25 protein-coding genes are annotated in these 23171 nt (G+C 68.0%); 20 read left to right on the top strand and 5 right to left on the bottom strand.

Annotated elements, in window-relative coordinates:
* The first annotated feature begins 112 nt into the window (after positions 1 to 112).
* The 5 genes from ACSFA0_RS13495 (at position 113) to ACSFA0_RS13475 (ending at position 2988) form a co-directional block, all read left to right on the top strand.
* On the top strand, positions 113 to 670 hold the full coding sequence (locus tag ACSFA0_RS13495) for a fasciclin domain-containing protein (protein ID WP_435450673.1): 558 nt from the start codon (positions 113 to 115) through the stop codon (positions 668 to 670).
* A 100-nt stretch (positions 671 to 770) separates the two neighbouring features.
* A complete protein-coding gene (locus tag ACSFA0_RS13490) occupies positions 771 to 1376 on the top strand; it encodes a hypothetical protein (protein WP_435450672.1) in 606 nt (201 codons plus the stop codon).
* Positions 1377 to 1402: 26 nt separating this feature from the next.
* Entirely contained in the window at positions 1403 to 1855 is a 453-nt protein-coding gene (locus ACSFA0_RS13485) for a hypothetical protein (protein ID WP_435450671.1), read from the top strand.
* 12 nt (positions 1856 to 1867) lie between these two features.
* Positions 1868 to 2707 carry an NAD-dependent protein deacetylase gene (locus ACSFA0_RS13480; protein WP_435450670.1) on the top strand — a complete coding sequence of 280 codons (840 nt, stop codon included), beginning with the start codon at positions 1868 to 1870 and terminating at the stop codon, positions 2705 to 2707.
* Positions 2704 to 2988 (top strand): hypothetical protein, encoded by a 285-nt coding sequence (locus ACSFA0_RS13475; RefSeq protein WP_435450669.1) that lies wholly within the window; start codon positions 2704 to 2706, stop codon positions 2986 to 2988. Before ACSFA0_RS13480 ends, ACSFA0_RS13475 begins: the two co-directional genes overlap by 4 nt.
* On the opposite strand, the gene ACSFA0_RS13470 is transcribed toward ACSFA0_RS13475, so the two are convergent.
* The 3 genes from ACSFA0_RS13470 to ACSFA0_RS13460 form a co-directional block, all read right to left on the bottom strand.
* On the bottom strand, positions 2963 to 3331 hold the full coding sequence (locus ACSFA0_RS13470) for a response regulator (RefSeq protein WP_435450668.1): 369 nt from the start codon (positions 3329 to 3331) through the stop codon (positions 2963 to 2965). The genes ACSFA0_RS13475 and ACSFA0_RS13470 overlap by 26 nt on opposite strands.
* Before the next feature lie 126 nt (positions 3332 to 3457).
* Entirely contained in the window at positions 3458 to 4759 is a 1302-nt protein-coding gene (locus ACSFA0_RS13465; RefSeq protein ID WP_435450667.1) for an amidohydrolase family protein, read from the bottom strand.
* A gap of 54 nt (positions 4760 to 4813) precedes the next feature.
* Complete coding sequence (locus tag ACSFA0_RS13460; protein ID WP_435450666.1) at positions 4814 to 5728, bottom strand: LysR family transcriptional regulator; 915 nt, start codon at positions 5726 to 5728, stop codon at positions 4814 to 4816.
* Positions 5729 to 5833: 105 nt separating this feature from the next.
* On the opposite strand from ACSFA0_RS13460, the gene ACSFA0_RS13455 reads away from it, so the two are divergent.
* From ACSFA0_RS13455 to ACSFA0_RS13440, 4 genes are all read left to right on the top strand, one after another.
* On the top strand, positions 5834 to 7234 hold the full coding sequence (locus ACSFA0_RS13455; protein WP_435450665.1) for an acyclic terpene utilization AtuA family protein: 1401 nt from the start codon (positions 5834 to 5836) through the stop codon (positions 7232 to 7234).
* Entirely contained in the window at positions 7231 to 7593 is a 363-nt protein-coding gene (locus ACSFA0_RS13450; RefSeq protein ID WP_435450664.1) for an AtuA-related protein, read from the top strand. The genes ACSFA0_RS13455 and ACSFA0_RS13450 overlap by 4 nt, the downstream gene beginning before the upstream one ends.
* Before the next feature lie 31 nt (positions 7594 to 7624).
* Positions 7625 to 8593 carry a Bug family tripartite tricarboxylate transporter substrate binding protein gene (locus tag ACSFA0_RS13445; protein WP_435450663.1) on the top strand — a complete coding sequence of 323 codons (969 nt, stop codon included), beginning with the start codon at positions 7625 to 7627 and terminating at the stop codon, positions 8591 to 8593.
* A gap of 113 nt (positions 8594 to 8706) precedes the next feature.
* Positions 8707 to 10311 (top strand): gamma-glutamyltransferase family protein, encoded by a 1605-nt coding sequence (locus ACSFA0_RS13440; RefSeq protein WP_435450662.1) that lies wholly within the window; start codon positions 8707 to 8709, stop codon positions 10309 to 10311.
* A gap of 11 nt (positions 10312 to 10322) precedes the next feature.
* On the opposite strand, the gene ACSFA0_RS13435 is transcribed toward ACSFA0_RS13440, so the two are convergent.
* Positions 10323 to 11675, bottom strand: a complete 1353-nt coding sequence (locus ACSFA0_RS13435) for an MFS transporter (protein WP_435450661.1) — start codon at positions 11673 to 11675, stop codon at positions 10323 to 10325.
* Positions 11676 to 11863: 188 nt separating this feature from the next.
* On the opposite strand from ACSFA0_RS13435, the gene cyoA reads away from it, so the two are divergent.
* From cyoA to ACSFA0_RS13400, 7 genes are read left to right on the top strand one after another with little or no spacing between them, the layout of a single operon-like run.
* A complete protein-coding gene (gene cyoA, locus ACSFA0_RS13430) occupies positions 11864 to 12952 on the top strand; it encodes a ubiquinol oxidase subunit II (protein ID WP_435450660.1) in 1089 nt (362 codons plus the stop codon).
* 18 nt (positions 12953 to 12970) lie between these two features.
* Positions 12971 to 14974: a cytochrome o ubiquinol oxidase subunit I gene (gene cyoB, locus ACSFA0_RS13425; protein WP_435450659.1), complete on the top strand. Its 2004-nt coding sequence runs from the start codon at positions 12971 to 12973 to the stop codon at positions 14972 to 14974.
* Positions 14967 to 15608 carry a cytochrome o ubiquinol oxidase subunit III gene (gene cyoC / locus ACSFA0_RS13420; protein ID WP_435450658.1) on the top strand — a complete coding sequence of 214 codons (642 nt, stop codon included), beginning with the start codon at positions 14967 to 14969 and terminating at the stop codon, positions 15606 to 15608. The genes cyoB and cyoC overlap by 8 nt, the downstream gene beginning before the upstream one ends.
* Entirely contained in the window at positions 15605 to 15994 is a 390-nt protein-coding gene (cyoD, locus tag ACSFA0_RS13415) for a cytochrome o ubiquinol oxidase subunit IV (protein ID WP_435450657.1), read from the top strand. The genes cyoC and cyoD overlap by 4 nt, the downstream gene beginning before the upstream one ends.
* Positions 15991 to 16815: an SURF1 family protein gene (locus tag ACSFA0_RS13410; protein ID WP_435450656.1), complete on the top strand. Its 825-nt coding sequence runs from the start codon at positions 15991 to 15993 to the stop codon at positions 16813 to 16815. Before cyoD ends, ACSFA0_RS13410 begins: the two co-directional genes overlap by 4 nt.
* A complete protein-coding gene (locus ACSFA0_RS13405; protein ID WP_435450655.1) occupies positions 16799 to 18163 on the top strand; it encodes an ATP-binding protein in 1365 nt (454 codons plus the stop codon). The genes ACSFA0_RS13410 and ACSFA0_RS13405 overlap by 17 nt, the downstream gene beginning before the upstream one ends.
* Positions 18153 to 18713, top strand: a complete 561-nt coding sequence (locus ACSFA0_RS13400; protein ID WP_435450654.1) for a response regulator transcription factor — start codon at positions 18153 to 18155, stop codon at positions 18711 to 18713. Before ACSFA0_RS13405 ends, ACSFA0_RS13400 begins: the two co-directional genes overlap by 11 nt.
* Before the next feature lie 59 nt (positions 18714 to 18772).
* On the opposite strand, the gene ACSFA0_RS13395 is transcribed toward ACSFA0_RS13400, so the two are convergent.
* Positions 18773 to 19177: a YkvA family protein gene (locus ACSFA0_RS13395; RefSeq protein ID WP_435450975.1), complete on the bottom strand. Its 405-nt coding sequence runs from the start codon at positions 19175 to 19177 to the stop codon at positions 18773 to 18775.
* 163 nt (positions 19178 to 19340) lie between these two features.
* Here ACSFA0_RS13395 and ACSFA0_RS13390 point away from each other — a divergent pair, with 163 nt between their 5' ends.
* The 4 genes from ACSFA0_RS13390 to ACSFA0_RS13375 all read left to right on the top strand — a co-directional run bounded on the left by ACSFA0_RS13390 (position 19341) and on the right by ACSFA0_RS13375 (position 23161).
* Positions 19341 to 19718, top strand: a complete 378-nt coding sequence (locus ACSFA0_RS13390) for a hypothetical protein (protein ID WP_435450653.1) — start codon at positions 19341 to 19343, stop codon at positions 19716 to 19718.
* Positions 19715 to 20578: a patatin-like phospholipase family protein gene (locus ACSFA0_RS13385; RefSeq protein ID WP_435450652.1), complete on the top strand. Its 864-nt coding sequence runs from the start codon at positions 19715 to 19717 to the stop codon at positions 20576 to 20578. The genes ACSFA0_RS13390 and ACSFA0_RS13385 overlap by 4 nt, the downstream gene beginning before the upstream one ends.
* An 82-nt stretch (positions 20579 to 20660) precedes the next feature.
* Complete coding sequence (locus ACSFA0_RS13380) at positions 20661 to 21347, top strand: response regulator transcription factor (RefSeq protein ID WP_435450651.1); 687 nt, start codon at positions 20661 to 20663, stop codon at positions 21345 to 21347.
* A 5-nt stretch (positions 21348 to 21352) separates the two neighbouring features.
* Complete coding sequence (locus ACSFA0_RS13375) at positions 21353 to 23161, top strand: sensor histidine kinase (protein ID WP_435450650.1); 1809 nt, start codon at positions 21353 to 21355, stop codon at positions 23159 to 23161.
* The last annotated feature ends 10 nt before the right edge of the window (positions 23162 to 23171 follow it).

The following is a 23171-nucleotide window of genomic DNA, read 5'->3' as shown; positions in this document are numbered from 1 at the left end:
AGGCCGCGCGAAGCGTTGCAAGGCGGTGCGCTGGAATCCACGCCGGAACTCGTTGCGTATGAAGAGACGTCGCCACGCATCTCCGTGGCGGCCTATCCAACAGGAGTCATTCATGCCAGCCAAGTTCTCGCACCTCGCTTCTCTCACGCTCGCCGCCGCGCTGTCCGTCGGTGCCGTCACGGCCCACGCCCAGGTGATGGTCGGCGGCGCACAGATGTACGCCAACAAGGACATCATCGACAACGCCGTCAACTCCAAGGATCACACGACGCTGGTTGCCGCGGTCAAGGCTGCCGGACTGGTCGACACGCTCAAGGGCCCGGGCCCGTTCACCGTGTTCGCACCGACCAACGCTGCCTTCGCCGCGCTGCCGGCCGGCACCGTCGACACGTTGCTCAAGCCGGAGAACAAGGCGACGCTCACGAGCATCCTCACGTACCACGTGGTGCCGGGCAAGGTCGATGCGAAATCGCTCATGAAGATGATCGAGGACGGCAAGGGATCCACGTCGTTCAAGACCGTGGCCGGCGGCACGCTCGTCGCCAAGACCAGCGGCGGCAAGGTGATGATCACCGACGAGAAGGGCGGCTCCGCCACCGTGACCATCGCCGACGTGATGCAGTCGAACGGCGTGATCCACGTGGTCGACAAGGTGCTGCTGCCCAAGTAAGGGCCACGTACCGCGCTGCGCGACGGCTGGCGTTGCCAGCGCGTGCGGCGCGGTCACTACACTCGACGTTCGTTCTCAACCCACGTCGTTCGCGCATCGCATGGAATTCTTCACCCTGGCGGTCTTCGCCGCCATCGGCCTCTACGTTCTCAAGGCCACGGCGCAGGCCCGTCGCATCCGTCTGCTGGGCAGTCACCTCGGTCAATACCAGATCGAGAAGCTGATGGAGACGCTGACCGAGGGCTACCTGCGCTGTCTCGGTGAGAGCGACACCGAGCGTCAGGCGCAGATCTGGTCGCTGCTGGCGCAGAGCGAGCAGAGCCTGGCGTCCCAGTTCGAACGATTTTCCGCCGGCTTCGCCAAGGTCGACGCCGCCCAAGCACGCGTGAGCAAGCTGCCGATCGCCGTGCCGATGGTCGACCGCCTTTTGCCCGCCGCCACCTTCGATGCGCGGGAGGCTTTCGCGATCCATGCGCGCGGTATCGCCGATGCTGCTGCCAACGTGGCAGGGCAAAGCGCGAAGGCCAAGGCCTTCACGATGTCGGCCGAGCTCTTTCTGATGCAGCACACCTGCCACTGGTTCTGCCGTTCGCGCGCGGTGGCCAATGCGCGTCTGCAACTGCGCCACGGCACTTCGCACGCGATGGCGCTGGCCTCCGTGTCGCCGAAGACGCGCGACGCCTACCGTTCCTTGACCGGCGTCTGAGTTCATACGACGTCAGGAAGTCCGACATGTCTCTCACCGACCAGTTGCAGATTCCCCGCCCCGGCGCCGACGGGAGCTTCGCTGCACCGGTGCCCCCGCCGGCCGACAGCGCGGCCGATGCACTGCGCGAAGCCCGGGAACGCCATGCGGCGCTGAGCGAGCAGCTCGATGCGGTCAACGAATTGCTGGCGAAGCCGCTCAACGAAATCCTGGCCGAGCGTGAGCGCTTCAAGGAAGCCGCGGCCGCATGGGACGCCTTCGGTGCGATGTGGATGCTGTCGCAACGCGCCATGAAGCGCGTGGCGCTCGACCTGGCCGCCCAGGTCGGGGTGAGCGAGGACGAGGTCGTGGCCCGTGCGCTGGTGCAGGCCAATGCGGTGCTCAACGGCGACGGCGTCGACCTGGGCGGCCTCGTCGCCGAGGCGCAGCTCGCGCACATCGAGCGGCACAAGCCCTTCCTGCGAAAGCAGTTCCGGTAAGGCGCTGACGCCATGGATGTTGCCGCCTCGCCCGACCTGGCCTCGCTCGCCGACTTTGCCGAGCGCCACCCGCGCCTTTTCGTGCTGACGGGTGCGGGCTGCAGCACCGATTCCGGCATCCCCGACTACCGCGACGTCAACGGTGACTGGAAGCGGCCGTCGCCGGTCACCTTCCAGGCGTTCACCGGCGATGCGCTCACCCGCCGGCGCTACTGGGCGCGCAGCCTGGTCGGCTGGCCCACCATGGCGACCGCCCGACCGGGTGCTGCGCACCACGCCCTGACGCGGATCGAGGCCGCGGGCCGCGTCGAGATGCTGCTGACGCAGAACGTCGACGGTCTGCACCACGCCGCCGGCAGCCGGAAGACCATCGACCTGCATGGGCGCATCGACACCGTGCGCTGCCTCGGCTGCGAGGCCCGCACGCCGCGCGCCGACCTGCAGCAGCAGTTGCGCGAACGCAATCCCGCCTGGGCGGCGCTGGAGGCGAACGCCGCGCCCGATGGCGATGCCGATCTGGAGGGGCGCGACTTCGCGGCTTTCGACGTGCCGGACTGTGCCGTCTGCGGCGGCATGCTCAAGCCCGATGTGGTGTTCTTCGGCGAGAGCGTGCCGCGCGACCGGGTGCAAGCCGCCTTCGCCGCGCTGGCCGCAGCCGACGCGATGCTGGTTGCCGGCTCGTCGCTGATGGTCTATTCGGGCTTTCGCTTCGTGCAGGCGGCAGTTGCCGCGGGCAAGCCGGTGGCGGTCGTCAACCTGGGGCGCACGCGGGCCGACGAACTGATCACGCTGAAGGTGGCGCAGCCGGTCGGCGAAGCGCTGACGACGCTGGCGGCTCGGCTTGACGCATGAGCGTGAAGGCCTTGCGATCGACCTTCGGCGAGCGCTGCCATTGGTGCGGCCTGCCGATGGACTTCGACCCGCCGCACGATCGCCCGGAGTCGGCCACCATCGAGCATCTGCTCGACGCCACCATGGGCAGCGTGCGCAAGCCGAAGTACCGGCGGCTGGCGCATGCCGTGTGCAATCACACGCGCAATGCGTTCCGGATGGAGGCCGAGCGCGCCTTCGCCGCCTGGATCGCCGAGCGCGTCGGCGCGGCAGCCGTCACGCCGCAGCGAGACAGTAGCTGACCAGCGCGTCGATCTCGGTCGACTTGTCGAACACCCGGTCGGCGCCCAGCGCCTTGCATTGGGAGCGCATTTCGGGGGTGGCGTAGTTGCTGGCGACGATCACGCGCTGGCGCGTGGCACGATCGCGCAGCGCTGCGAGAACTTCGAGTCCGCTGCCTTGGCGCAGGAACAGGTCCACGATGACCAGGTCCCAATCGTTCGTGTGTGTGCGCAGCCATTGCGACGCCGTCTGCGCTTCGGCGACGTAACCGACCATCACGACATCGGCCAGTTCCTGCAAGGTCTCGGTGAGGTTGGCGACGATGACTTGGTTGTCCTCGACCAGATAGGTTTTCAATGGCAAAACAGACTCCGCACCCCTGGACTGTCGATCACGGCCTGCCGTCCAGCGAAGCAAACCGGTCGCCAGTATTGGGCCTGTCGGCGAATTCTGCGTGGGACAAGGGCGCGAAGACTTTCTGATGACAATCTAGCGCGGCATCGGCGCGTCGCTTCCGCGAACCGGCATGAAAGACGTCGTGCCGACCCGGCCCGCCACATGCAAGGTGGCGGTGGCCGCAGGGCTTTCGGCCAGCAGCCGGCCGCGCCGGTACACCTTCAGCCGCGTGGCGCGCAGACGGATCGCCTCGACCGGGTCGCGCGCCTGCAGCAGCACGAAGCTGGCATCGCAGCCCGCCTCGAGCCCGTAGGCCGGCAGGTGGAAGACCTTCGCCGCATTCGTCGTCACCGCGTCGAAGCAGCGGCGGATGCCGGCCTGGCTGGTCATCTGCGCCACGTGCAGGCCCATGTGCGCGACTTCGAGCATGTCGCCCGAGCCCATGCCGTACCAGGGGTCCATCACGCAGTCGTGGCCGAAGGCGACGTTCACGCCGGCGGCCATCAGCTCGGGCACGCGCGTCATGCCGCGGCGCTTGGGGTAGCTGTCGTGGCGGCCCTGCAGCGTGATGTTGATGAGCGGGTTGGCGATGACCGAGACGCCACTCTCTGCGATCAGCGGCAGCAGCTTGCTCACGTAGTAGTTGTCCATGCTGTGCATCGACGTGCAGTGCGAGCCGGTCACGCGGCCCTGCAGGCCCAGGCGTTGCGCCTCGAAGGCCAGCGTCTCGATGTGGCGCGACAGCGGGTCGTCCGATTCGTCGCAGTGCATGTCGACCAGCAGCCCGCGCTCGGCCGCGATCTCGCACAGCAGCTTCACGCTGGCCGCGCCGTCGGCCATGGTGCGCTCGAAATGCGGAATGCCGCCCACCACGTCGACACCCTTGTCGAGCGCGCGCTTCAGGTTGTCGATGCCGCCCGGCGAGCGCAGCACGCCGTCCTGCGGAAACGCGACGAGTTGCAGGTCGAGGTAGGGCGCGACGAGGCGCTTGACCTCCAACAGCGCGTCGACCGCCAGCAGGCTCGGATCGCTGGTGTCGACATGCGTGCGAATGGCCAGCAGCCCCTTGGCCACGGCCCAGTCGCAGTAGGCGAGCGCACGTTCGATCAGCGCTTCCTGCTTCAACAGCGGCTTGAGCTCGCCCCACAGCGCGATGCCTTCGAGCAGCGTGCCGCTCTCGTTGACGCGCGGCAGGCCGTAGCTGAGCGTCGCGTCCATGTGGAAGTGCGGGTCGACGAAGTGCGGCGCGACCAACAGGCCGTGTGCATCGAGCGTTTCGTGCGCAGGCGCATCAAGACCTTCGGTGACCTCGGCGATGCGGCCGCCTTGCACGGCGATCGACATGCCGGTGCGGCCGTCGGGGAGGGTGGCGTTGCGCACGAGGAGGTCGAGCATGGACAGATGCCTTGTCGTGGGGTCGTTGAGGGGCGTTCGATTATCGGCGGGGGCTCATGAGAGGACGAGCTTGCCCAGCCGCGCGACGATCAGGTCGTGCAAGGTCTGTGCCGCCACCGACAGGCTGCCCTCGCGCCGCTGCACCAGATACACCGTGCGCATCAAGCCCGGCACCGGCAGCGGCCGTGTCACCAGCGATTCGCGACGGAAGTGGAAAAGCGTGAGCGCCGGCACCACGCTGATGCCCAGGCCGGCTTCGACCAGCCCCATGACGGTGGCCAGGTGCTCCACCTCGAACACGGCGTTCAGCCGTAGCGGGTGCAGCGCCGCGTCGAGCGACTGGCGCACGCTGCTGTGACGCGCCATCTGGATGAAGGGGTAGGGCGCGAGCTTGCGGGCGCTCAGGCGCGCCTCGTCGGCCAGCGGGTGGTCGGCGCGGCACACCAGGTGGAAGCGGTCGCTGCACAGCTTGCGGCCGCGCAGATCGCTGGCGGCGGCGGTGCCGGCGCCCGACGAAGCCAGCGCGAAGTCGGCCTCGCCGCTGCGCACGCGCGTGATGCAGGCGTCGGACAGCGCGTCGTCCAGGTCGATGGTGATGCCCGGCCAGGCGGCCATGAATTCGGCGAACACCGCCGGCAGCCAGCCGGCGGCCAGCGAGGGCAGGGCGGCCACGCGCACCCTTCCCTTGCGGCGCTCGACATGGTCGGCCAGGTCGGCGACTGCGCCGCGCATGTCGTCGAGCAGCCGCCGCGCCGCGCCTTCGAACAGCCGGCCCTCGGGCGTGAGCTGCACGCTGCGCGTGTCGCGGTCGAACAGGCGTGTGCCCAGCGCCTCTTCGAGCGTGCGGATGAGCGCGCTGAAGGCCGGCTGCGACAGGTGGCACCGCTGCGCCGCGCGGGTGAAATTGCGCTGCTCGGCCAGCGCGGCGAAGGCCCGCAGCTGGCGCGCCGTGAGGTCGGGTGTCTTCATGGCGTGATCTGTCTTTCGAATGAATCGATCTGAACTTTCGATTTTACGGATGGGAGTGGCGAGCCTACATTGGTGCCACAACACCCGAAGCGAGACATCGGAGACATGACATCACAGGCCCCTTCGGCATCGCCCGTGCACGCACCTCTGTTGATCGGCTGCGCCGCCGGCTTTTCGGGCGACCGCACCGATGCGTCAGGCCCCGTGGTCGACACGCTGGTCGCCCGATTGGCGGACGGCCCGCCGGGCCAGCGCGCCTTCCTCATCTTCGAAACCCTGGCCGAGCGCACGCTCGCGCTGGCCCAACTGCGCCGCCGCACCGACCCCGAGGCCGGCTACGAGCCCTTGCTCGATGCGCTGCTGCGCCCGGTGCTGACCAAGTGCCTGACGCACGGCATCCGCATCGTCAGCAACTTTGGTGCGGCCAAGCCGCGTGCTGCGGCCCGGCACATCGCCCGCATGGCACGTGAACTCGGCCAGCCCGCGCCGCGCATCGCGGTGGTGGAGGGCGACGACCTGTCGGCGCCGGCGCATCAGGCGATGCTGCACGAGACGCTGGGCGCCGCGATGGACGGCCTGCGCATCGTCAGCGCCAATGCCTACATCGGCGCGGAGCCGATCGCCGCTGCGCTCGATGCCGGCGCGCAGATCGTGGTGTGCGGCCGGGTGGCCGACCCCTCGCTCACGGTCGGGCCGGCGATGTCGCACTTCGGCTGGTCGCCCGACGACTGGGACGTGCTCGGCCGCGCGACCATGGCCGGCCATTTGCTGGAATGCGGCGCCCAGGTCTGCGGCGGCTACTTCGCCGACCCGGGCTACAAGGACGTGCCGGGGCTCGAGAACGTCGGTTTCCCGATCGCCGAGATCGCGGCCGACGGTCGCTGCACCATCGGCAAGTCCGACGGCACCGGCGGCTTCGTGACCGAGGCGACGGTGAAGGAGCAACTGCTCTACGAAGTGCACGACCCGGCCGCCTACCTGACGCCCGACGTGGTGGCCGACATCGGCGAGGCTGAGGTGCAGGCGCTCGGCGACGACCGCGTGGCGCTGACCGGGGTGCGCGGCCATACGCGGCCCACGCATTACAAGGTCAACGTCTGCCACGAAGGCGGCTGGCTGGCCGAGGGCGAGATCTCGTACGCCGGCCCGCGGGCCGAGGGACGTGCACGACTGGCGGCGGACGTTCTGCGCAAGCGGCTCGTCGGCCTCGACCTGCGCGTCGACCTCATCGGCGCCCTCAGCATCCTGGCCGACGATGCCGGCCGTGCGCTGGCCGACACCCCCGACAGCAGCGCGCGCGACGTGCGTCTGCGCGTGGCGGCCGCCCATGCCGACCGTGCCGAGGCCGAGCGCCTGGGCCGCGAGGTGATGGCGCTCTACACCTGCGGCCCCGCGGGCGGTGGCGGCGTGCGCACCGCGCTGACGCCGCGGCTCAACACGATCTCTTGCCTGCTGCCGCGCGAGCGCGTGCCGGTCGGCTTCGCGATGGTGGAGGACGCCCCATGACCGTGGTCACCGTTCCCCTTTACCGCGCCGCTCACGGCCGCACCGGCGACAAGGGCGACCGCTCGAACATCAGCGTCATCGCCTGGCACCCGGCGCTGTGGCCGGTGCTGGTGGAGCAGGTCACGCCCGAAGCCGTGGCCTCGCAGTTCCGCCACCGGGCGCCCAGCCGTGTGCAGCGCTTTCTACTGCCGACGCTGCACGCGATGAACATCGTGCTCGACGCCGTGCTCGACGGCGGCGTGAACGACGCACTGAACCTCGACACGCACGGCAAGTCGCTGTCCTTTCTGCTGCTCGACCTGCGCATCGACGTGCCGGCCGATCTGCAGCACCTGCTCGCCGGCCCCCCCGAAGGCTGACCCCTTTTCGCAACCACAGGAGACAAGACCCATGAACCGCATTCCAACCCTCGCCCTTGCTGCCGCCGCGCTGGCCCTGGCGCCGGCGCTGAGCCAGGCACAGGCCTTCCCAGACAAGCCCATCACCTTCGTCGTGCCCTTCGCGGCCGGCACCGCCACCGACCAGATCGCGCGCGCCATCGGCAACGGCGTCACGGCCGAAACCAAGCAGTCGGTGGTCATCGACAACCGGGCAGGCGCCAGTGGCTTCATCGCGTCGCAGTTCGCGGCCAAGGCGCCGGCCGACGGCTACACGGTGCTCATCACCACCAACACCACGCACGCGGCCAACGAGCACCTCTACAAGAAGCTGCCTTACGACCCCGTGAAGGACTTTGCACCGATCACCGGCCTGGGCAAGGGCGGGCAGATCATGGTGGTCAACCCGTCGTTCCCGGCCAACACCGTGGCCGAGTTCATCGCGCTGGCCAAGAAGGAGCCGGGCAAGTACAGCTTCGGTAGCGGCAGTTCGTCCAGCCGCATGGCCGGCGAACTGCTGCAGCAAATGGCTGACATCAAGCTGCTGCACGTGCCGTACAAGAGCAACACGCTGGCCGTGACCGACCTGCTGGGCAACCAGATCAACATGATGATCACCGACACGACCACCGGCCTGCCCCAGGTCAAGTCGGGCAAGCTGCGGGCGCTGGGCATGTCGAGCGCGCAACGCTCGCCGCTGGCGCCCGAGGTGCCGACCATCGCCGAAGCCGGCGTGAAGGGCTACGAGATGGGCTACTGGTTCGCGGCCTATGCACCGGCCCAGACGCCTCCTGCCGTGGTCAAGCGCCTGAACGAACTGCTGGTGAAGGCCGCGAAGAGCGAGGCCGCCAAGGCGGCCTTCTACCAGCCGACCGGCACCGAGGTCTTCACCACCACGCCCGAAGAGATGGCGAAATTCCAGACCGCCGAATCGCAGAAGTGGGGCCGCATCGTGAAGGCGGCCGGCATTCAGGCGGAGTGATGGCGACGGCGCGCGCGTCTTAACATCGCGGCGCGCGCACGGAACTTGCGGACCTCTCAGGGTCGGAACGGGCGCGCTGCCCGTTCCCGTTTCAACCCACAGAAGGATCCGTCATGGCCAACGCCATCCAGGGCCGCCGCGGCATCGCGGTCGCGCCGCACTCGCTCGCCTCTCAATCCGCCCTGGCCGTGCTGCGCGAGGGCGGCAATGCGCTCGAAGCCATGGTGGCCGCGGCCGCCACCATCGCGGTGGTCTACCCGCACATGAACGGCATCGGCGGCGACAGCTTCTGGCTGGTGTCGACGCCCACGGCCGGCGGCGCGCACGACGTGGTGGCCATCGACGGCTCGGGCGCGGCAGCGCTGGGCGTGAATCGCGACCAGTACGCCGGTCAATCGGCCATTCCCTTTCGCGGCGGCTCGGCTGCGATCACCATGGCCGGCACGATCAGCGGCTGGGACCAGGCGCTCGCGCTGAGCCGCGACAGGCTGGGCGGGCGACTGCCGCTGTCGCGCCTGATGGCCGATGCGATCGACTACGCCACGCACGGCGCGCCGGTCACGGCCAGCTTGGCGCGCACGGTGCGCGGCAAGCGTGCGGAGCTCGAAGGTGTGCACGGTTTCGCAGAAACCTACATGCCGGGCGGCGAGCTGCCGTCGACCGGTACGCTGTTCCGCCAGCCCCGGCTCGCCGCCACGCTCGAGCATCTGGCGCGCGCCGGCCTCGACGACTTCTACCGTGGTGACCTGGCCCGCACGATGGCCGAAGACCTGCAGCGTGCCGGCAGCCCGCTCGTCCTGGCGGACTTCACGGCGCACCACGGCCTGCTGCGCGAACCGCTCGAACTGGCGCATCGCCACGGCCGCATCTTCAACATGCCGCCGCCGACGCAGGGCGTGGTGGCGCTGATCATCCTGGGCCTGATGGAGCGCCTGGGCATCGAGCGCTTCGACCACCTCAGCGCAGACTACGTGCATGCCGCGGTCGAGTCGGTCAAGCAGGCCTTCGCGGTGCGCGACCGCGAGATCACCGACCCGGCCCACATGCGCATCGCGGCGGCCGAACTGCTCACGCCGGCCGCGCTCGACGCGATGGCCGCGCGCATCGACATGGCACGCGCGGCACGGTGGGGCGCCGGCAAGGGTCCGGCCGACACGGCGTGGATGGGCGTGATCGACGGCGAGGGCCGTGCGGTCTCGATGATCCAGAGCGTGTACCACGAGTTCGGTTCGGGCGTGGTGCTGGCGCGCAGCGGCGTCAACTGGCAGAACCGGGGCGCGTCCTTCTCGCTGAAGCCCGAGCACATCAACACGCTGGCGCCGGGCAAGAAGCCCTTCCATACCCTGATTCCCGGCCTGGCGCTGCTGGCCGATGGCCGCACGATGGTCTACGGCAACATGGGCGGCGACGGCCAGCCGCAGAGCCAGTCGGCCGTGTTCACGCGCACCGTCGTGCAGGGCCTGAATCCGCAGGACGCGGTGAGCGCGCCGCGCTGGCTGCTCGGCCGCACCTGGGGCCAGAGCACCGACTCGCTCAAGCTGGAGTCACGCTTTCCCGCCGAGACCGTGGCGGCGCTGCGCGCGCGGGGCCACGAGGTCGATGTGCTGGGTGACTTCGACGAGACCTTCGGGCACGCCGGCTGCCTGCTGCGCAAGCCCGACGGCAGCCTCGAAGGTGGCTTCGATCCGCGCTCGGACGGGATCGTGGCCGCCTTCTAGGCTGAAGCGGCTCAGTCGCGCTGCTCGAGCGTGCGGTTGACCCACAGCGCCGTCAGCGTGCAGGCCGAGGCCGACAACAAGTAGACGCTGACATAGCCCAGCCCGAAGTGGGCCGACAGGCCCAGCGCCACCAGCGGCGCGAAGGCCGCGCCGACCAGCCAGGCGAGGTCGGCGGTCAAGGCCGCACCGGTGTAGCGGTACTTGGCAGCGAAGTTCGAGGTGACGGTGCCAGATGCCTGGCCGTAAGAGAGCCCCAGCAGCACGAAGCCGACGAGGATGAAGGTGTCCTGGCCGACGTTGCCGCCGTCGAGCAGCGTGGGCGCGAACCCGCTGAACACGGCGATCGCCACCGCCAGGCTGCCGAGCGTGCGGCGGCGCCCGATGCGGTCGGCGATCTTGCCCGACGCGACCATGGCCACGGCCGCCAGACAGGCGCCGATGACCTGCACGACCAGGAACTTGCTGATCGATTGCTCCGAATAGAGCGAGATCCACGACAGCGGGAAGATCGTGACGATGTGGAAGAGGGCGTAGCTCGCCAAGGCGGCGAAGGCGCCGATCAGGATGTTGCCGCCCTGGGCACGCGTGATCTCGACGATGCCGGTCGGCTCCAGCTCGCGGGCGTCCAGCAGGCGGGAATATTCGGTGGCCGCCACCAGACGCAGGCGGGCGAACAGCGCGACGACGTTGATCGCGAACGCCACGTAGAACGGGTAGCGCCAGCCCCAGGTGAGGAAGTCTTCCGTCGGAATACTGGAGCTGAGGTAGGCGAACAAACCGCCCGCCACCAGAAAGCCGAAGGGCGCCCCGAGCTGGCCGAGCATCGCGTACCAGCCGCGGCGGTTCTGCGGTGCGGCCATCGCCAGCAGCGAGGGCAGGCCGTCCCAGCTGCCGCCGAGCGCGATGCCCTGCGCGATCCGCAGCACCGCCAGCAAGACGATCGCCGTGACCCCGATGCTGTCGTAGGTCGGCAGAAAGGCGATACCGGCGGTGGCGGTGCCCAGCATGAAGATGGCGGCCGTCAGCTTGGCTTCACGGCCGTAGCGGCGCTGGATGCTCATCGACAGCGCAGTGCCGAAAGGCCGGGCGATGAAGGCGAGCGAGAAGATGGCAAAGGCGTAGAGCGTGCCCGTCAGCCTGTCGGCGAAGGGGAAGAAGACCGCCGGGAAGACCAGCGCAGACGCGATGCCGTAGACGAAGAAGTCGAAATACTCGGACGCCCGGCCGATCACCACGCCGACGGCGATGTCGCTGGGGTCGACGTGTTCCGTGTCGCCACCCACCGAATGGGCGATGTCCCTTCCGGTGGAATTGGTGCTCTGGCCAATTTGGCTGCCTTGTGGTGCGATAGCGGGGGTGGTCATGAGATCTTTGCAAAAACCCAAGAAAATCGGCGCATTCGAACGTCGAAACCCGATGCGGAACATTGCCGAGCTTAGCGTCGTACTGGGCGACTTCCGACACCGTAGGACAAAACGTCCAATGCCGGTCGGGTGTGGTTCGGCGTAGATTCGCAGTCTTCCAGCCCAATTACAAGCCCCCAATCCCTGGCATGCCTTCCATCAAGATTCCGCGCGTATTGTTCCTGCTGCCGCTGAGCTTGCTGGCGGGCTGCAACATGGTGCTGCTCAACCCGTCGGGCGACATCGCGTCGCAACAGGGGCGGCTGATCATCATCTCGACGGTGCTGATGCTGCTGATCATCGTTCCCGTGATCGCGCTGACGCTGTTCTTCGCCTGGAAGTACCGCCAGTCGAACAAGGAAGCCACCTACCTGCCCGACTGGGACCACTCGACCCAGCTCGAACTGGCGATCTGGGGCGCGCCGCTGCTCATCATCATCGCGCTGGGCGCCCTGACCTGGATCAGCACCCACGCGCTCGACCCGTACCGCCCGCTGGCGCGCATCGACGCGCAGCGGCCGATCCCGGCCGACACCAAGCCGCTGGTGGTCGAAGTGGTGGCGCTCGACTGGAAGTGGTTGTTCCTCTATCCCGAGCAGGGCATCGCGACGGTGAACGAACTGGCCGCGCCGGTCGACCGCCCCATCCAGTTCAAGATCACCTCCTCGACGGTGATGAACTCCTTCTTCATTCCCGCGCTGGCCGGGCAGATCTACGCCATGGCCGGTATGGAAACCAAGCTGCACGCGGTGATCAACAAGCCCGGCGAGTACGAAGGCTTCTCCGCCAACTACAGCGGCGCCGGCTTCTCGGGCATGCGCTTCAAGTTCCATGGGCTCAATGACGCCGACTTCGACAAGTGGGTGCAGAGCAACAAGGCGGCGGGCGTCGAACTCACCCGCGGGACCTACCTGCAGCTCGAGAAGCCCAGCGAGCGCGACCCGGTGCGCCGCTTCGCGACGGTCGCCCCCGGCCTCTACGACGCCATCCTGAACCGCTGCGTCGAGGCCAATCGCATGTGCATGAAGGACATCATGGCGATCGACGCCAACGGAGGGCAGGGCGTGCCCGGCGCCTTCAACGTCGCCTCGATGGACGCCGCCACCCGCGCCCGCCTGGGCCTGACCCCCGATGCCGAACTGGGCCGCCCGCGCAGTTACGTGGGCGCGATGTGCTCCGTGAACGATCCCGTGGATGCGTTCCCGCTCGCCGTGCCCGCTGCCACGCAACCGCTGTAATCGCTTTTCCGGATCCCCATGTTCGAATCTCTGGACCTCACGAAGCTCATCTTCGGCAAGCTCAGCTGGGAAGCCATCCCGCTGCACGACCCGATTCTTCTCGCGACCTTCGTGGCCGTCGTCCTCGGCGGCACCGCCGTGTTGGGCGCGCTCACGTACTTCAAGGTGTGGGGCACGTTGTGGCGTGACTGGCTGACCAGCATCGACCACAAGAAGATCGGCATCATGTACATGGTGCTGGGCATCGTCATGCTGCTGCGCGGCTTCGCCGACGCGATCATGATGCGGATGCATCAGGCCATGGCCTTCGGCGACAACCAGGGCTTCCTGCCGCCGCACCACTACGACCAGATCTTCACGGCTCACGGCGTGATCATGATCTTCTTCGTGGCGATGCCGCTGGTGACCGGCCTGATGAACTACGTGGTGCCGCTGCAGATCGGCGCGCGCGACGTGGCTTTCCCGTTCCTGAACAACTTCAGTTTCTGGATGACCGCCAGCGGCGCCGTGCTGGTGATGGCCTCGCTGTTCGTCGGTGAGTTCGCCAAGACCGGCTGGCTGGCCTATCCACCGCTCTCGGGCATCCTGCACAGCCCCGACGTCGGGGTCGACTACTACATCTGGTCGCTGCAGATCGCGGGGGTCGGCACGCTGCTGTCGGGCATTAACCTGCTCGCGACCATCGTCAAGATGCGCGCGCCGGGCATGGGCATGATGAAGATGCCGGTGTTCACCTGGACCGCGCTGTGCACCAACGTGCTGATCGTGGCCGCTTTCCCGGTGCTGACCGCCGTGCTCGCGCTGCTCTCGCTTGACCGTTATGTCGGCACGAACTTCTTCACGAACGACTTCGGCGGCAACGCCATGATGTACGTGAACCTGATCTGGATCTGGGGCCACCCCGAGGTGTACATCCTGATCCTGCCGCTGTTCGGCGTGTTCTCGGAAATCGTCTCGACCTTCTCGGGCAAGCGCTTGTTCGGCTATGCGTCGATGGTCTACGCCACGGTGGTGATCACCATCCTGTCGTACCTGGTGTGGCTGCATCACTTCTTCACCATGGGCTCCGGCGCGAGCGTCAATTCCTTCTTCGGTATCACGACGATGATCATCTCGATCCCGACCGGGGCGAAGATCTTCAACTGGCTCTTCACGATGTACCGCGGCCGCATCCGCTTCGAAGTGCCCATGCTCTGGACCATCGGCTTCATGGTCACCTTCGTGATCGGCGGCATGACGGGCGTGCTGCTGGCTGTGCCGCCGGCCGACTTCGTGCTGCACAACAGCCTGTTCCTGATCGCCCACTTCCACAACGTGATCATCGGTGGCGTGCTGTTCGGCCTGTTCGCCGCCATCAACTACTGGTACCCGAAGGCCTTCGGCTACAAGCTCGATGCCTTCTGGGGCAAGGTTTCGTTCTGGCTCTGGCTGGTCGGCTTCTGGGCTGCCTTCATGCCGCTGTACATCCTCGGCCTGATGGGCGTCACGCGCCGCATGAGCCATTTCGAGGACATGTCGCTGCAGATCTGGTTCCAGATCGCCGCCTTCGGCGCCTTCCTGATCGCGCTGGGCATCGGTGCCTTCCTGGTGCAACTGGTGGTGAGCTACCGCCGCCGCGAATCGCTGCGTGACTGGACGGGCGACCCGTGGGATGGCCGCACGCTGGAATGGTCGACCTCGTCGCCGCCGCCGGCCTACAACTTCGCGTTCACGCCCGTCATCCATGACAACGACGCCTGGTCGGACATGAAGAAGCGCGGCTACGAGCGTCCGCTGCAGGGCTACCGCCCGATCCACATGCCCAAGAACACCTGGGCGGGCATCGTGCTGGCCGGCCTGAGCACCGTGTTCGGCTTCGCGATGATCTGGCACATGTGGCCATTGGCGATTCTCAGTGTGGTGCTGCTGATCGGCACCGCGATCTTCCATACCTTCAACTACAAGCGCGACTACCACATCGATGCGGACGAAGTCGTCCGTACCGAAGGCCTGCGTACCCGCATCCTCGCCAGCCATGTCTGATACCGCCGCCACTCTGCATTCGGGCGACGTCCACGCGCCCGACAACCAGCGCTTCTACGTCCCTGGCGACCACCACCCGGAGAACGGCACGCTGCTGGGCTTCTGGCTCTACCTGATGAGCGACTGCCTCATCTTCGCGTGCCTGTTCGCCGTGCACGCGGTGGTGGGCCGCAGTTACGCGGCCGGGCCTTCGGGCGCCGACCTGTTCGACCTGCCACTGGTTGCGCTCAACACCTCGATGCTGTTGCTGTCGTCGATCACCTATGGCTTCGCCATGATCGCGATGCAGAAGAAGCAGGTGAACCAGGTGCTCGTGTGGCTGGGCATCACCGGCCTGTTCGGCGCGGCCTTCATCGGACTGGAGCTGTACGAGTTCCACCACCTGATCAGCCTTGGCGCGGTGCCGCAGCGCAGCGCCTTCCTGTCGTCCTTCTTCACGCTGGTCGGCACCCACGGCCTGCACGTTACCTTCGGCCTCATCTGGCTGGTCACGCTGATGGTGCAGGTGTCGCGCCATGGTCTGATCATGGAGAACCGCCGCCGCCTGATGTGCCTGTCGATGTTCTGGCACTTCCTGGACGTGGTCTGGATCGGCGTCTTCACCTTTGTGTATCTGATGGGAGTGTTGCCATGAGCGCACATCAAGACAACCACGACGCGCACGCTCACGACGATCACCACGACGACGAAGGGCCGCACAGCACCGTCAAGGGCTACACCATCGGCTTCGTGCTGTCGGTCATCCTCACGGTCATTCCGTTCTGGCTGGTGATGGGCAAGGTGTTCGAGAGCTCGAGCACCACGGCCCTGGTCATCCTCGGGTTCGCGGCAGTGCAGATCGTGGTCCACATGATCTATTTCCTGCACATGAACACCAAGGTCGAAGGCGGCTGGTCGATGCTGGCGTTGATCTTCACGCTCGTGCTGGTGGTCATCACGCTGGCCGGCTCGTTGTGGGTGATGTACCACCTCAACCACAACATGATGCCGTCGATGCACGACATGAAGAACATGCCTTGAGCTTGCACCCGCAAGCCGACCCGGCCGCCGAACGCGGCCCGCGCTCCGCGGCCGTTCTGGCCGCGTTGGCGTTTCTGGCGCTCCTTGTTTTCTGCGGACTGGTCGCCCTGGGCATCTGGCAGGTCGAACGCCGCGCCTGGAAGCTCGACCTGATCGAGCGTGTCGATGCCCGCGTGCGTGCCGCGCCGGTCGATGCGCCATCGCCGGCCGCCTGGCCACAGGTCGATGCGGCCCGTGACGAATACCGCCGCGTGCGCCTGAGCGGCACCTTCATGCACGAGCGCGAAACGCTGGTGATGGCGTCGACGGCCATCGGCACGGGCTTCTGGGTGCTCACGCCGCTGCGCGCGGCCGACGGCAGCCTGGTGATGGTCAACCGAGGCTTCGTGCCACCGGAGCGGCGCGAGCCGTCGGCGCGCGGCCCGGCACCGACCGGCCCCGTGACCGTCACCGGCTTCCTGCGCATGAGCGAGCGCGGCGGCTTCTTTCCCCGGCGCAACGACCCAGCCGCCAACCGCTGGTTCTCGCGCGAGCTCCCGGCCATCGCCGCAGCGCGCGGATTGGCCGGGCAGGGTGCGGTGGCGCCGTACTTCATCGATGCCGACGCCGGCGCGCCCGATACTTTCCCGGTGGGTGGGTTGACCGTGATCGCCTTTCCCAACAGCCATTTGGTCTATGCCCTGACCTGGTACGGGCTGGCGCTGATGGTCGCGCTGGCGGCGGGCTATGTGGCACGCGACGAGCGCCGGCTGCGGCGCCGCCACATTGGGGACAATGGACGCTCCATCGATCCCGAAAGCAAGGATGCCGCGCACGACTGAGGCCCCGGGTCTGCCGGGCAAGGGGCCGGCCGACCACCTGGCCGACCACCCGGACAATGCGGCCGGCGACCGCACGCGGCTGAAGAACATGCAGCAGCTGATCCAGCTGCGCTGGCTCGCCGTGTTCGGCCAGATCGTCACGATCGAAGTGGCGCACTACGGCTTCCGCATCCCGCTGCCACTGGAGCCGATGCTCTTCGTGCTGGCGGCGCTCATCGGCTTCAACGTGGCGAGCCTGCTGCGCTGGCGCACCGGGCGCGAAGCGACCAACGCCGAACTCTTCGTCGCCATGCTGGTCGACGTCGCGACGCTCACGGCGCAGCTGTACCTCAGCGGCGGCGCGACCAACCCCTTCGCCTCGCTCTTCCTGCTGCAGGTGATCCTGGGGGCGGTGCTGCTGCAGGCCTGGGCCAGCGCCGCGTTGGTGGTCATCACCGGCCTGTGTCTGATCGGGCTCGCACTCTTCTCGCGGCCGCTGGCGCTGCCGCTCGACCTCGACCGTGGCCTGGCGAGCCCCTACATCCAGGGCATGCTGCTGTGCTTCGCGCTCAATGCATCGCTGCTGCTGATCTTCATCACGCGGATCAACGCCAACCTGCGCGCGCGCGATGCCCGCCTGGCCCGGTTGCGGCAGCGCGCCGCGGAAGAAGAACACATCGTGCGCATGGGGCTGCTCGCTTCCGGCGCGGCGCATGAGCTGGGCACGCCACTGGCCACGCTGTCGGTGATCCTGGGGGACTGGAAGCACATGCCGGCGTTCACGTCGAACCCCGAACTGCTGCAGGAAGTCGACGAGATGCAGGCACAGCTCCAACGCTGCAAGACCATCGTCAGCGGCATCCTGCTGTCGGCGGGTGAGGCGCGCGGCGAATCGTCGGCGGCCACCACGGTCGTCACCTTTCTCGACGATCTGGTGCAGGAATGGCGCGGCAGCCGGCCCGTCACCGCCACATCCTTCCGGTACGAGAACCGCTTCGGCCACGACCTCCCCATGGTTTCCGATTCGGCGCTGAAGCAGACCATCCACAACGTGCTCGACAATGCCCTGGAGGCTTCGCCGCATCGCGTGGAACTGGTGGTCGAACGCCTGGACGGGCGCCTGTTGCTCACGGTGAACGACGCCGGCCCCGGCTTTCCGCCGCACATGCTGGCGCAGCTGGGCAAGCCCTACCAGTCGAGCAAGGGTCGCCCGGGCGCCGGCCTCGGGCTGTTCCTGGTCGTCAACGTGCTGCGCACGCTCGGCGGCCACGTCAGCGCATACAACCCGCCCGATGGCGGTGCGGTGGTGCGAATCTCGTTGCCCCTGACCGCCGTCATCCTGGAAGAGAAGGAACCGAATGCCCACTGACCCCGACGTTGCGCCGCCCGCGCGCCGCCTGCTGATCGTCGAGGACGACGCGGCCTTCGCGCGCACGCTCGGTCGCTCCTTCGAGCGGCGCGGCTATGTCGTGATGCTGGCTACCCGGCTCGAGGAGGTGGACGCGTTGTTGAAGGCGGCCGTCTCGCCCGCCTATGCGGTGGTCGACCTGAAGCTCGGCGGAGAGGCCTCGGGCCTGGCGTGTGTGCAGCGACTGCATGCGCACGACCCGGCCATGCTGATCGTCGTGCTCACCGGCTTCGCCAGCATCGCCACCGCCGTCGAGGCCATCAAGCTGGGCGCCTGCCATTACCTGGCCAAACCGTCGAATACCGACGACATCGAAGCCGCCTTCGGCCGCGCGTTGGGGAGCACCGAGGTCGAGCTCACCAACCGGTCGACCTCGATCAAGACGCTCGAGTGGGAGCGCATCCACGAAACGCTGGCCGAGACCGGCTTCAACATTTCAGAGACCGCGCGCCGCCTGGGCATGCACCGCCGCACGCTGGCGCGCAAGCTGGGGAAGCAGCAGGTGAAGTAGCAGGTGACGTAGCCGTGCTGTCGCGCCGCCTGTGGTCGTGCGTCCGCCGAGCCGATGCGTCAGCCGACCCTGTGCAGGTGCGGCTCGAGCCATAGCCAGGTGGCCACCCCCAAGGCCAGCCACAGGACCACGATGAGGAGGGCCCCGGCGCGGCTGCTCGGCTTCGAGCCCCTGGTCTGCATCCACGCTTCGGCCTGGCCACGACATTCCGCGAGCACCTCGGGCGGGAGCAGCCGGATGGCCAACCAGATCAGGACGGGCAGCAGCAGCACGTCATCGACGTAGCCCAGCACCGGAATGAAGTCTGGAATCAGGTCGATGGGGCTCAGCGCATAGGCCACGACGAAAAAACCCAAGGCCTTCGCGTGCCAGGGGGTTCGAGGATGCTTGCGGGCAAACCAAAGCGTCACGCCGTCGCGCTTGATTCGTCGGGCCCAGGTCTTCACGTGATCGCTGATTCGCATGGGCAGAAGCATGTCAGGGCACACGCATTCTGTCGCGCGCATTTGCCGTCACCAACGATCGCTACGCCTGAGGGTCTAGGACCGCAAGCAATGGGTGCAGACGGCACCGTGTGGCCTCTGAACAATCGGCAGCCTGTTCAGACATTTCCAAGGAGACCGATCGATGACCCCCTTCAACAGCCTGATACGTGCCGTGCCGACACTGGCGTTCGGCGTGCTGCTGGCCATCTCGCCCTGGGTCGCGCCGCCCCGCGCGCATGCGGCGACGCTTGCCATCCCGCAGGATGCAGCCATGGCGACGCAGCGCGCTGCGTTCGACCGTGCCGTCGACGACTTCCGGCGGGGGCGCTTCGCCGCGGCCTACGGGCAGTTCGTCCGTTTGGCCGACCAGGGTGACACGCGGGCCGCGGCCATCGCGCTGGTCATGCACCGCGAAGGCCGCGCGCTGTTTCGCGCCGACTGGGACGCGTCGACGGACCAGTTGTCCGACTGGCGCGCGCTGTCGGTCGATGCGCTCCATCGCGAGGCGGTGCAACCGTGAGCGGGCACCATGGTGCGCCGCGTGTGGCGCTGGTGCTCGGCAGCGGCGGGGTGCGCAGCATCGCGGCCGTCGGCATCGTCGACCGCCTGGCCCGCGAGGGCATCCGGCCGGACGTCATCGTCGGATGCAGTTCCGGCGCGCTGTTCGGCGCCACCATCGCGATGGGCATGAGTGCCGAGGACGCGCTGGCCACGGCGGTCGACCTCTGGTCCGCCGAGCTCACGCAGGAGAAGCGCTGGCGTGCCTATCCTCAGCTGGTGGCGCCGCGCCTGACCGGATTCGACGTCGATTTCTCGTTGCGCGACAGCAGCCTGATCGCGCAGCGTCTGGAAAGCGCGTTCTCCAGCCTGCGCCTGGAAGACCTGCCGACGCCGCTGCGGGTCGCCACCACCGACGCGGTCAGCGGCCAGCAGCTCGTGCTGACACGCGGCTTGTTGACCCGCGCCTTGCTGGCCAGCATGGCGGTGCCCTTCATCTTCCCGAGCGTGCTGGTGGACGGCCGACGGCTGGTCGACGGCGTGATCTCCGATCCGCTGCCGGTGCACGCGGCGCGCGATGCCGACGTGGTGATCGCGCTCGGCTTCGACGGTGCGATGCCACGCCGTGCCGATCGACCGTCCCGCATGGCGGCGCAGGCGACGACGGCGCTGATCAACAACCTGATGCATGCGCGCCTGGACGCCGCACGCGCGAATGGCCAGCGCATCGTGTCGCTCGAGCTCGCGCTGGATCGGCACGTGGGTTTGTGGGAAACCGGCGCCATGCCCTCGCTGTGCGAGGCAGGGCGACGCGCCGTCGATGCACGGCTGCCGGAGATCCTGGCCTTGGTCGACGGCCGTGCGGCATGCCGCGTGGCCTGAGCGTTTGTCCGATGCCATTCGGCGGATGGCCGGTATGCGGCCATCGCGGTAGCGTACGAGGCTCCGATTCGCGAACAGCGCCATGAACCCACACGCCGGCTCTCGCCGCCCTGGTGACCGCGACGCGCTTCCCATCGCGGTCGCCATCGTCGAGGACGAGCCTGACGTGCGTCGCCACTTCGAAGATGCCGTGCGCGCCCATCCGATGCTGGCCTGGCAGTTCTCGGCCGGCAGCGCCGCCGAGGCGATGGAACGGGTGCTTCGTCGCCCCGCCGATGTCTACCTGGTCGACCTGGGCCTGCCCGACCGCGACGGCCGCGACTTCATCCGCTGGCTCGTCCGGCAGCAACCCGAGGCGCTGGCCATGGTGGTCACGGTGTTCGGCGACGAGGAGCATGTGCTGACCAGCTTCGAGGCGGGCGCGATGGGCTACCTGCTGAAGGACACACCCGGCAGCGAAGTCTCCCAGCGCATCGTCGAACTGCATGAAGGCGGGTCGCCCATCAGCCCTTCGGTGGCGCGCTCGTTGATCCGGCGGCTGAGCCCGCAGACGATCGATCTGCAACCGGGCGACGACAACCCGCTGAGCAAGCGCGAGCTCGAGGTGCTGCGACTGATCGAGAAGGGCATGACCTACGACGAAGTGGCGCAGGTGCTCTCGCTCTCCTGGCACACGGTGACGGCCTACCTGCGGCGCGTCTACCAAAAGCTGCAGGTCAAGTCGCGCAGCGAAGCCGTGTACGAAGCCCGGCAGCGCGGCATCCTCTGAAGGTCATGCGCATGCTGCGCGGTCTGTGGTTGGCGGTCGTGCTCGCGATCGCGCCCGCATCGGCGAACGCCGAGGACGACAGGCACATCGTGCCGATCCGGCATGTGACGCTGCATGACCTGGACAACGGCGGCACGCAGGCCATCACGCAGCTCCCGGCGCGCCGACTGCTCGAGCCGCGCGGCTTTCGACGCTTCGGCCTCGAAGCCGACTTCGAGCTGGTCGACCGGTCGGTCGCACCGCTCTGGGCGCTGTACCACCGGCAGCTGAGCGACGGTGCACGGGTGCGCATCAACGGCGTGATCGTCGGCGACGTGCCGACCTCGACGCCGCGGACAGCGGTGCTCAATGTGCGGCCCTTCATGTTCGTGGTGCCGGTCGAGCTGCTGCGCGATGGCCGCAACCGCCTCGAGATGGAATGGGCCACGCACGATTCGATCCAGCACGTCGCCGCGGCCTTCGTCGGGCCGGCCGACGTGGTGCGGGCGGCTTACGAGCGGCGCCTGTTCTGGCAGAACACGATGGCGCAGGTGGGGCTGGACTTCGCGCTGGTCAATGCCGCCATCCTCATGGGCATCTACGCGCTGCGCCGGCACGAGCTGCGCTACCTGCTGATGGGGCTGACCGCGCTGAGCTGGGCCAATGTCTGCTTTGCCTACCTGCTGCCGTCGATGCCTGCGGCGCTGTACCCGTACTGGCACCTGGCGCGGCTGATCGGCATCGCGGGCGTGGCCGGCTGTTGCTGGGCCGTGCTGTGGCTGGAGACCGAGCCGCGTCACCCGTTCTTCGGGCGCTTGTGCTTCGCGTGGGCCGCCGTCGGGCCGGCGTGGTACGTGTTCAACCTGTGGGTGCACGACACGACCGACTCCAATGCACTGGAGGCCTACTGGGGTGGCACGCTCGTCGCGCTGGGGCTGTACCCGCTGGCCCGCCTGGCCCGCCTGCTGATGCGCCGTTGGAACTGGCGGCGCGGCGTCTACCTGCTGGCCGCGCTGGCGGGCATGTTGGCCGGCAGTGCCGACCTCGCGATGTCGGCCACCGGCGCGAGCGTCTTCGGCCCCATCGGCTATTCGGCGCAGGCCATCTCGCCGCTGTGGTTCACGGCCATGGTGGCGGTGCTGGTGAAGGACTTCGCAGACTTCCTGGTCGGCCAGCGCCATCAGAACGAGCTGATGGCGCGCAAGCTGGGCGAGCAGCAGGCGGCGCTGCAGCGCCTGTACGACCTGGACCAGCAGCGCGAACGCGAGCGCGCCGCGCTGCAGGAGCGCCGACGCATCATGCGGGACATGCACGACGGGCTCGGCTCGCAACTGGTCAGTTCGCTCGCACTGAGCGAGCGCGGCGCACTCGACGCATCGCAGACGAGCGCCTTGCTGCGCGAATGCATCGATGACCTGCGCCTGGCCATCGACAGCCTGGCCGGCAGCGACGACGGCTTCGCGGTGATGGCCGGCAACCTGCGCTTTCGCATGGAGCCGCGGCTGCGTGCCGCAGGCATCGTGCTGCGCTGGAACAGCGCCGGCCTGGATGCGCACGACACCGTGGACGCGGCCAAGGCGCTGTCGCTGCTGCGCGTGATGCAGGAGAGCCTGAGCAATGCGATGCGCCATTCGGGCGCCACCGAGATCGCGGTCACGCTCGCGACGATCGACGGGCGCCTCTCGATCGAGATCCGCGACAACGGTACCGGCTTCGACGTCGCGCAGGTGCGTCGGGGCCAGGGCCTGCAGAGCATCGAGAAGCGCACCCGCACCATCGGGGCGGCGTTGCACATCGCGCATGGGGGTGGGACCACGGTGCGGGTCACGCTGTGAGCCGCACCGC

Origin of the sequence: Variovorax restrictus (assembly GCF_051216715.1) — a bacterium.
GTDB lineage: Bacteria > Pseudomonadota > Gammaproteobacteria > Burkholderiales > Burkholderiaceae_C > Variovorax.
The sequence above is the reverse complement of the archived record's forward strand: the minus strand, read 5'-3'. Positions and strand labels throughout refer to the sequence as shown.

Excerpts from the sequence above, each read along its gene's own strand:
- ACSFA0_RS13440 (WP_435450662.1), top strand. The coding sequence starts at position 8,707 with ATGGCCAACGCCATCCAGGGCCGCCGCGGCATCGCGGTCGCGCCGCAC.
- ACSFA0_RS13460 (WP_435450666.1), bottom strand. The coding sequence starts at position 5,728 with ATGAAGACACCCGACCTCACGGCGCGCCAGCTGCGGGCCTTCGCCGCG.
- ACSFA0_RS13485 (WP_435450671.1), top strand. The coding sequence starts at position 1,403 with ATGTCTCTCACCGACCAGTTGCAGATTCCCCGCCCCGGCGCCGACGGG.
- ACSFA0_RS13465 (WP_435450667.1), bottom strand. The coding sequence starts at position 4,759 with ATGCTCGACCTCCTCGTGCGCAACGCCACCCTCCCCGACGGCCGCACC.
- ACSFA0_RS13475 (WP_435450669.1), top strand. The coding sequence starts at position 2,704 with ATGAGCGTGAAGGCCTTGCGATCGACCTTCGGCGAGCGCTGCCATTGG.
- ACSFA0_RS13375 (WP_435450650.1), top strand. The coding sequence starts at position 21,353 with ATGCGCATGCTGCGCGGTCTGTGGTTGGCGGTCGTGCTCGCGATCGCG.
- ACSFA0_RS13455 (WP_435450665.1), top strand. The coding sequence starts at position 5,834 with ATGACATCACAGGCCCCTTCGGCATCGCCCGTGCACGCACCTCTGTTG.
- ACSFA0_RS13390 (WP_435450653.1), top strand. The coding sequence starts at position 19,341 with ATGACCCCCTTCAACAGCCTGATACGTGCCGTGCCGACACTGGCGTTC.
- cyoD (WP_435450657.1), top strand. The coding sequence starts at position 15,605 with ATGAGCGCACATCAAGACAACCACGACGCGCACGCTCACGACGATCAC.
- ACSFA0_RS13380 (WP_435450651.1), top strand. The coding sequence starts at position 20,661 with ATGAACCCACACGCCGGCTCTCGCCGCCCTGGTGACCGCGACGCGCTT.
- ACSFA0_RS13480 (WP_435450670.1), top strand. The coding sequence starts at position 1,868 with ATGGATGTTGCCGCCTCGCCCGACCTGGCCTCGCTCGCCGACTTTGCC.
- ACSFA0_RS13405 (WP_435450655.1), top strand. The coding sequence starts at position 16,799 with ATGCCGCGCACGACTGAGGCCCCGGGTCTGCCGGGCAAGGGGCCGGCC.
- cyoC (WP_435450658.1), top strand. The coding sequence starts at position 14,967 with ATGTCTGATACCGCCGCCACTCTGCATTCGGGCGACGTCCACGCGCCC.
- ACSFA0_RS13400 (WP_435450654.1), top strand. The coding sequence starts at position 18,153 with ATGCCCACTGACCCCGACGTTGCGCCGCCCGCGCGCCGCCTGCTGATC.
- ACSFA0_RS13490 (WP_435450672.1), top strand. The coding sequence starts at position 771 with ATGGAATTCTTCACCCTGGCGGTCTTCGCCGCCATCGGCCTCTACGTT.
- ACSFA0_RS13445 (WP_435450663.1), top strand. The coding sequence starts at position 7,625 with ATGAACCGCATTCCAACCCTCGCCCTTGCTGCCGCCGCGCTGGCCCTG.
- cyoA (WP_435450660.1), top strand. The coding sequence starts at position 11,864 with ATGCCTTCCATCAAGATTCCGCGCGTATTGTTCCTGCTGCCGCTGAGC.
- ACSFA0_RS13450 (WP_435450664.1), top strand. The coding sequence starts at position 7,231 with ATGACCGTGGTCACCGTTCCCCTTTACCGCGCCGCTCACGGCCGCACC.
- ACSFA0_RS13395 (WP_435450975.1), bottom strand. The coding sequence starts at position 19,177 with ATGCGAATCAGCGATCACGTGAAGACCTGGGCCCGACGAATCAAGCGC.
- ACSFA0_RS13435 (WP_435450661.1), bottom strand. The coding sequence starts at position 11,675 with ATGACCACCCCCGCTATCGCACCACAAGGCAGCCAAATTGGCCAGAGC.
- ACSFA0_RS13495 (WP_435450673.1), top strand. The coding sequence starts at position 113 with ATGCCAGCCAAGTTCTCGCACCTCGCTTCTCTCACGCTCGCCGCCGCG.
- cyoB (WP_435450659.1), top strand. The coding sequence starts at position 12,971 with ATGTTCGAATCTCTGGACCTCACGAAGCTCATCTTCGGCAAGCTCAGC.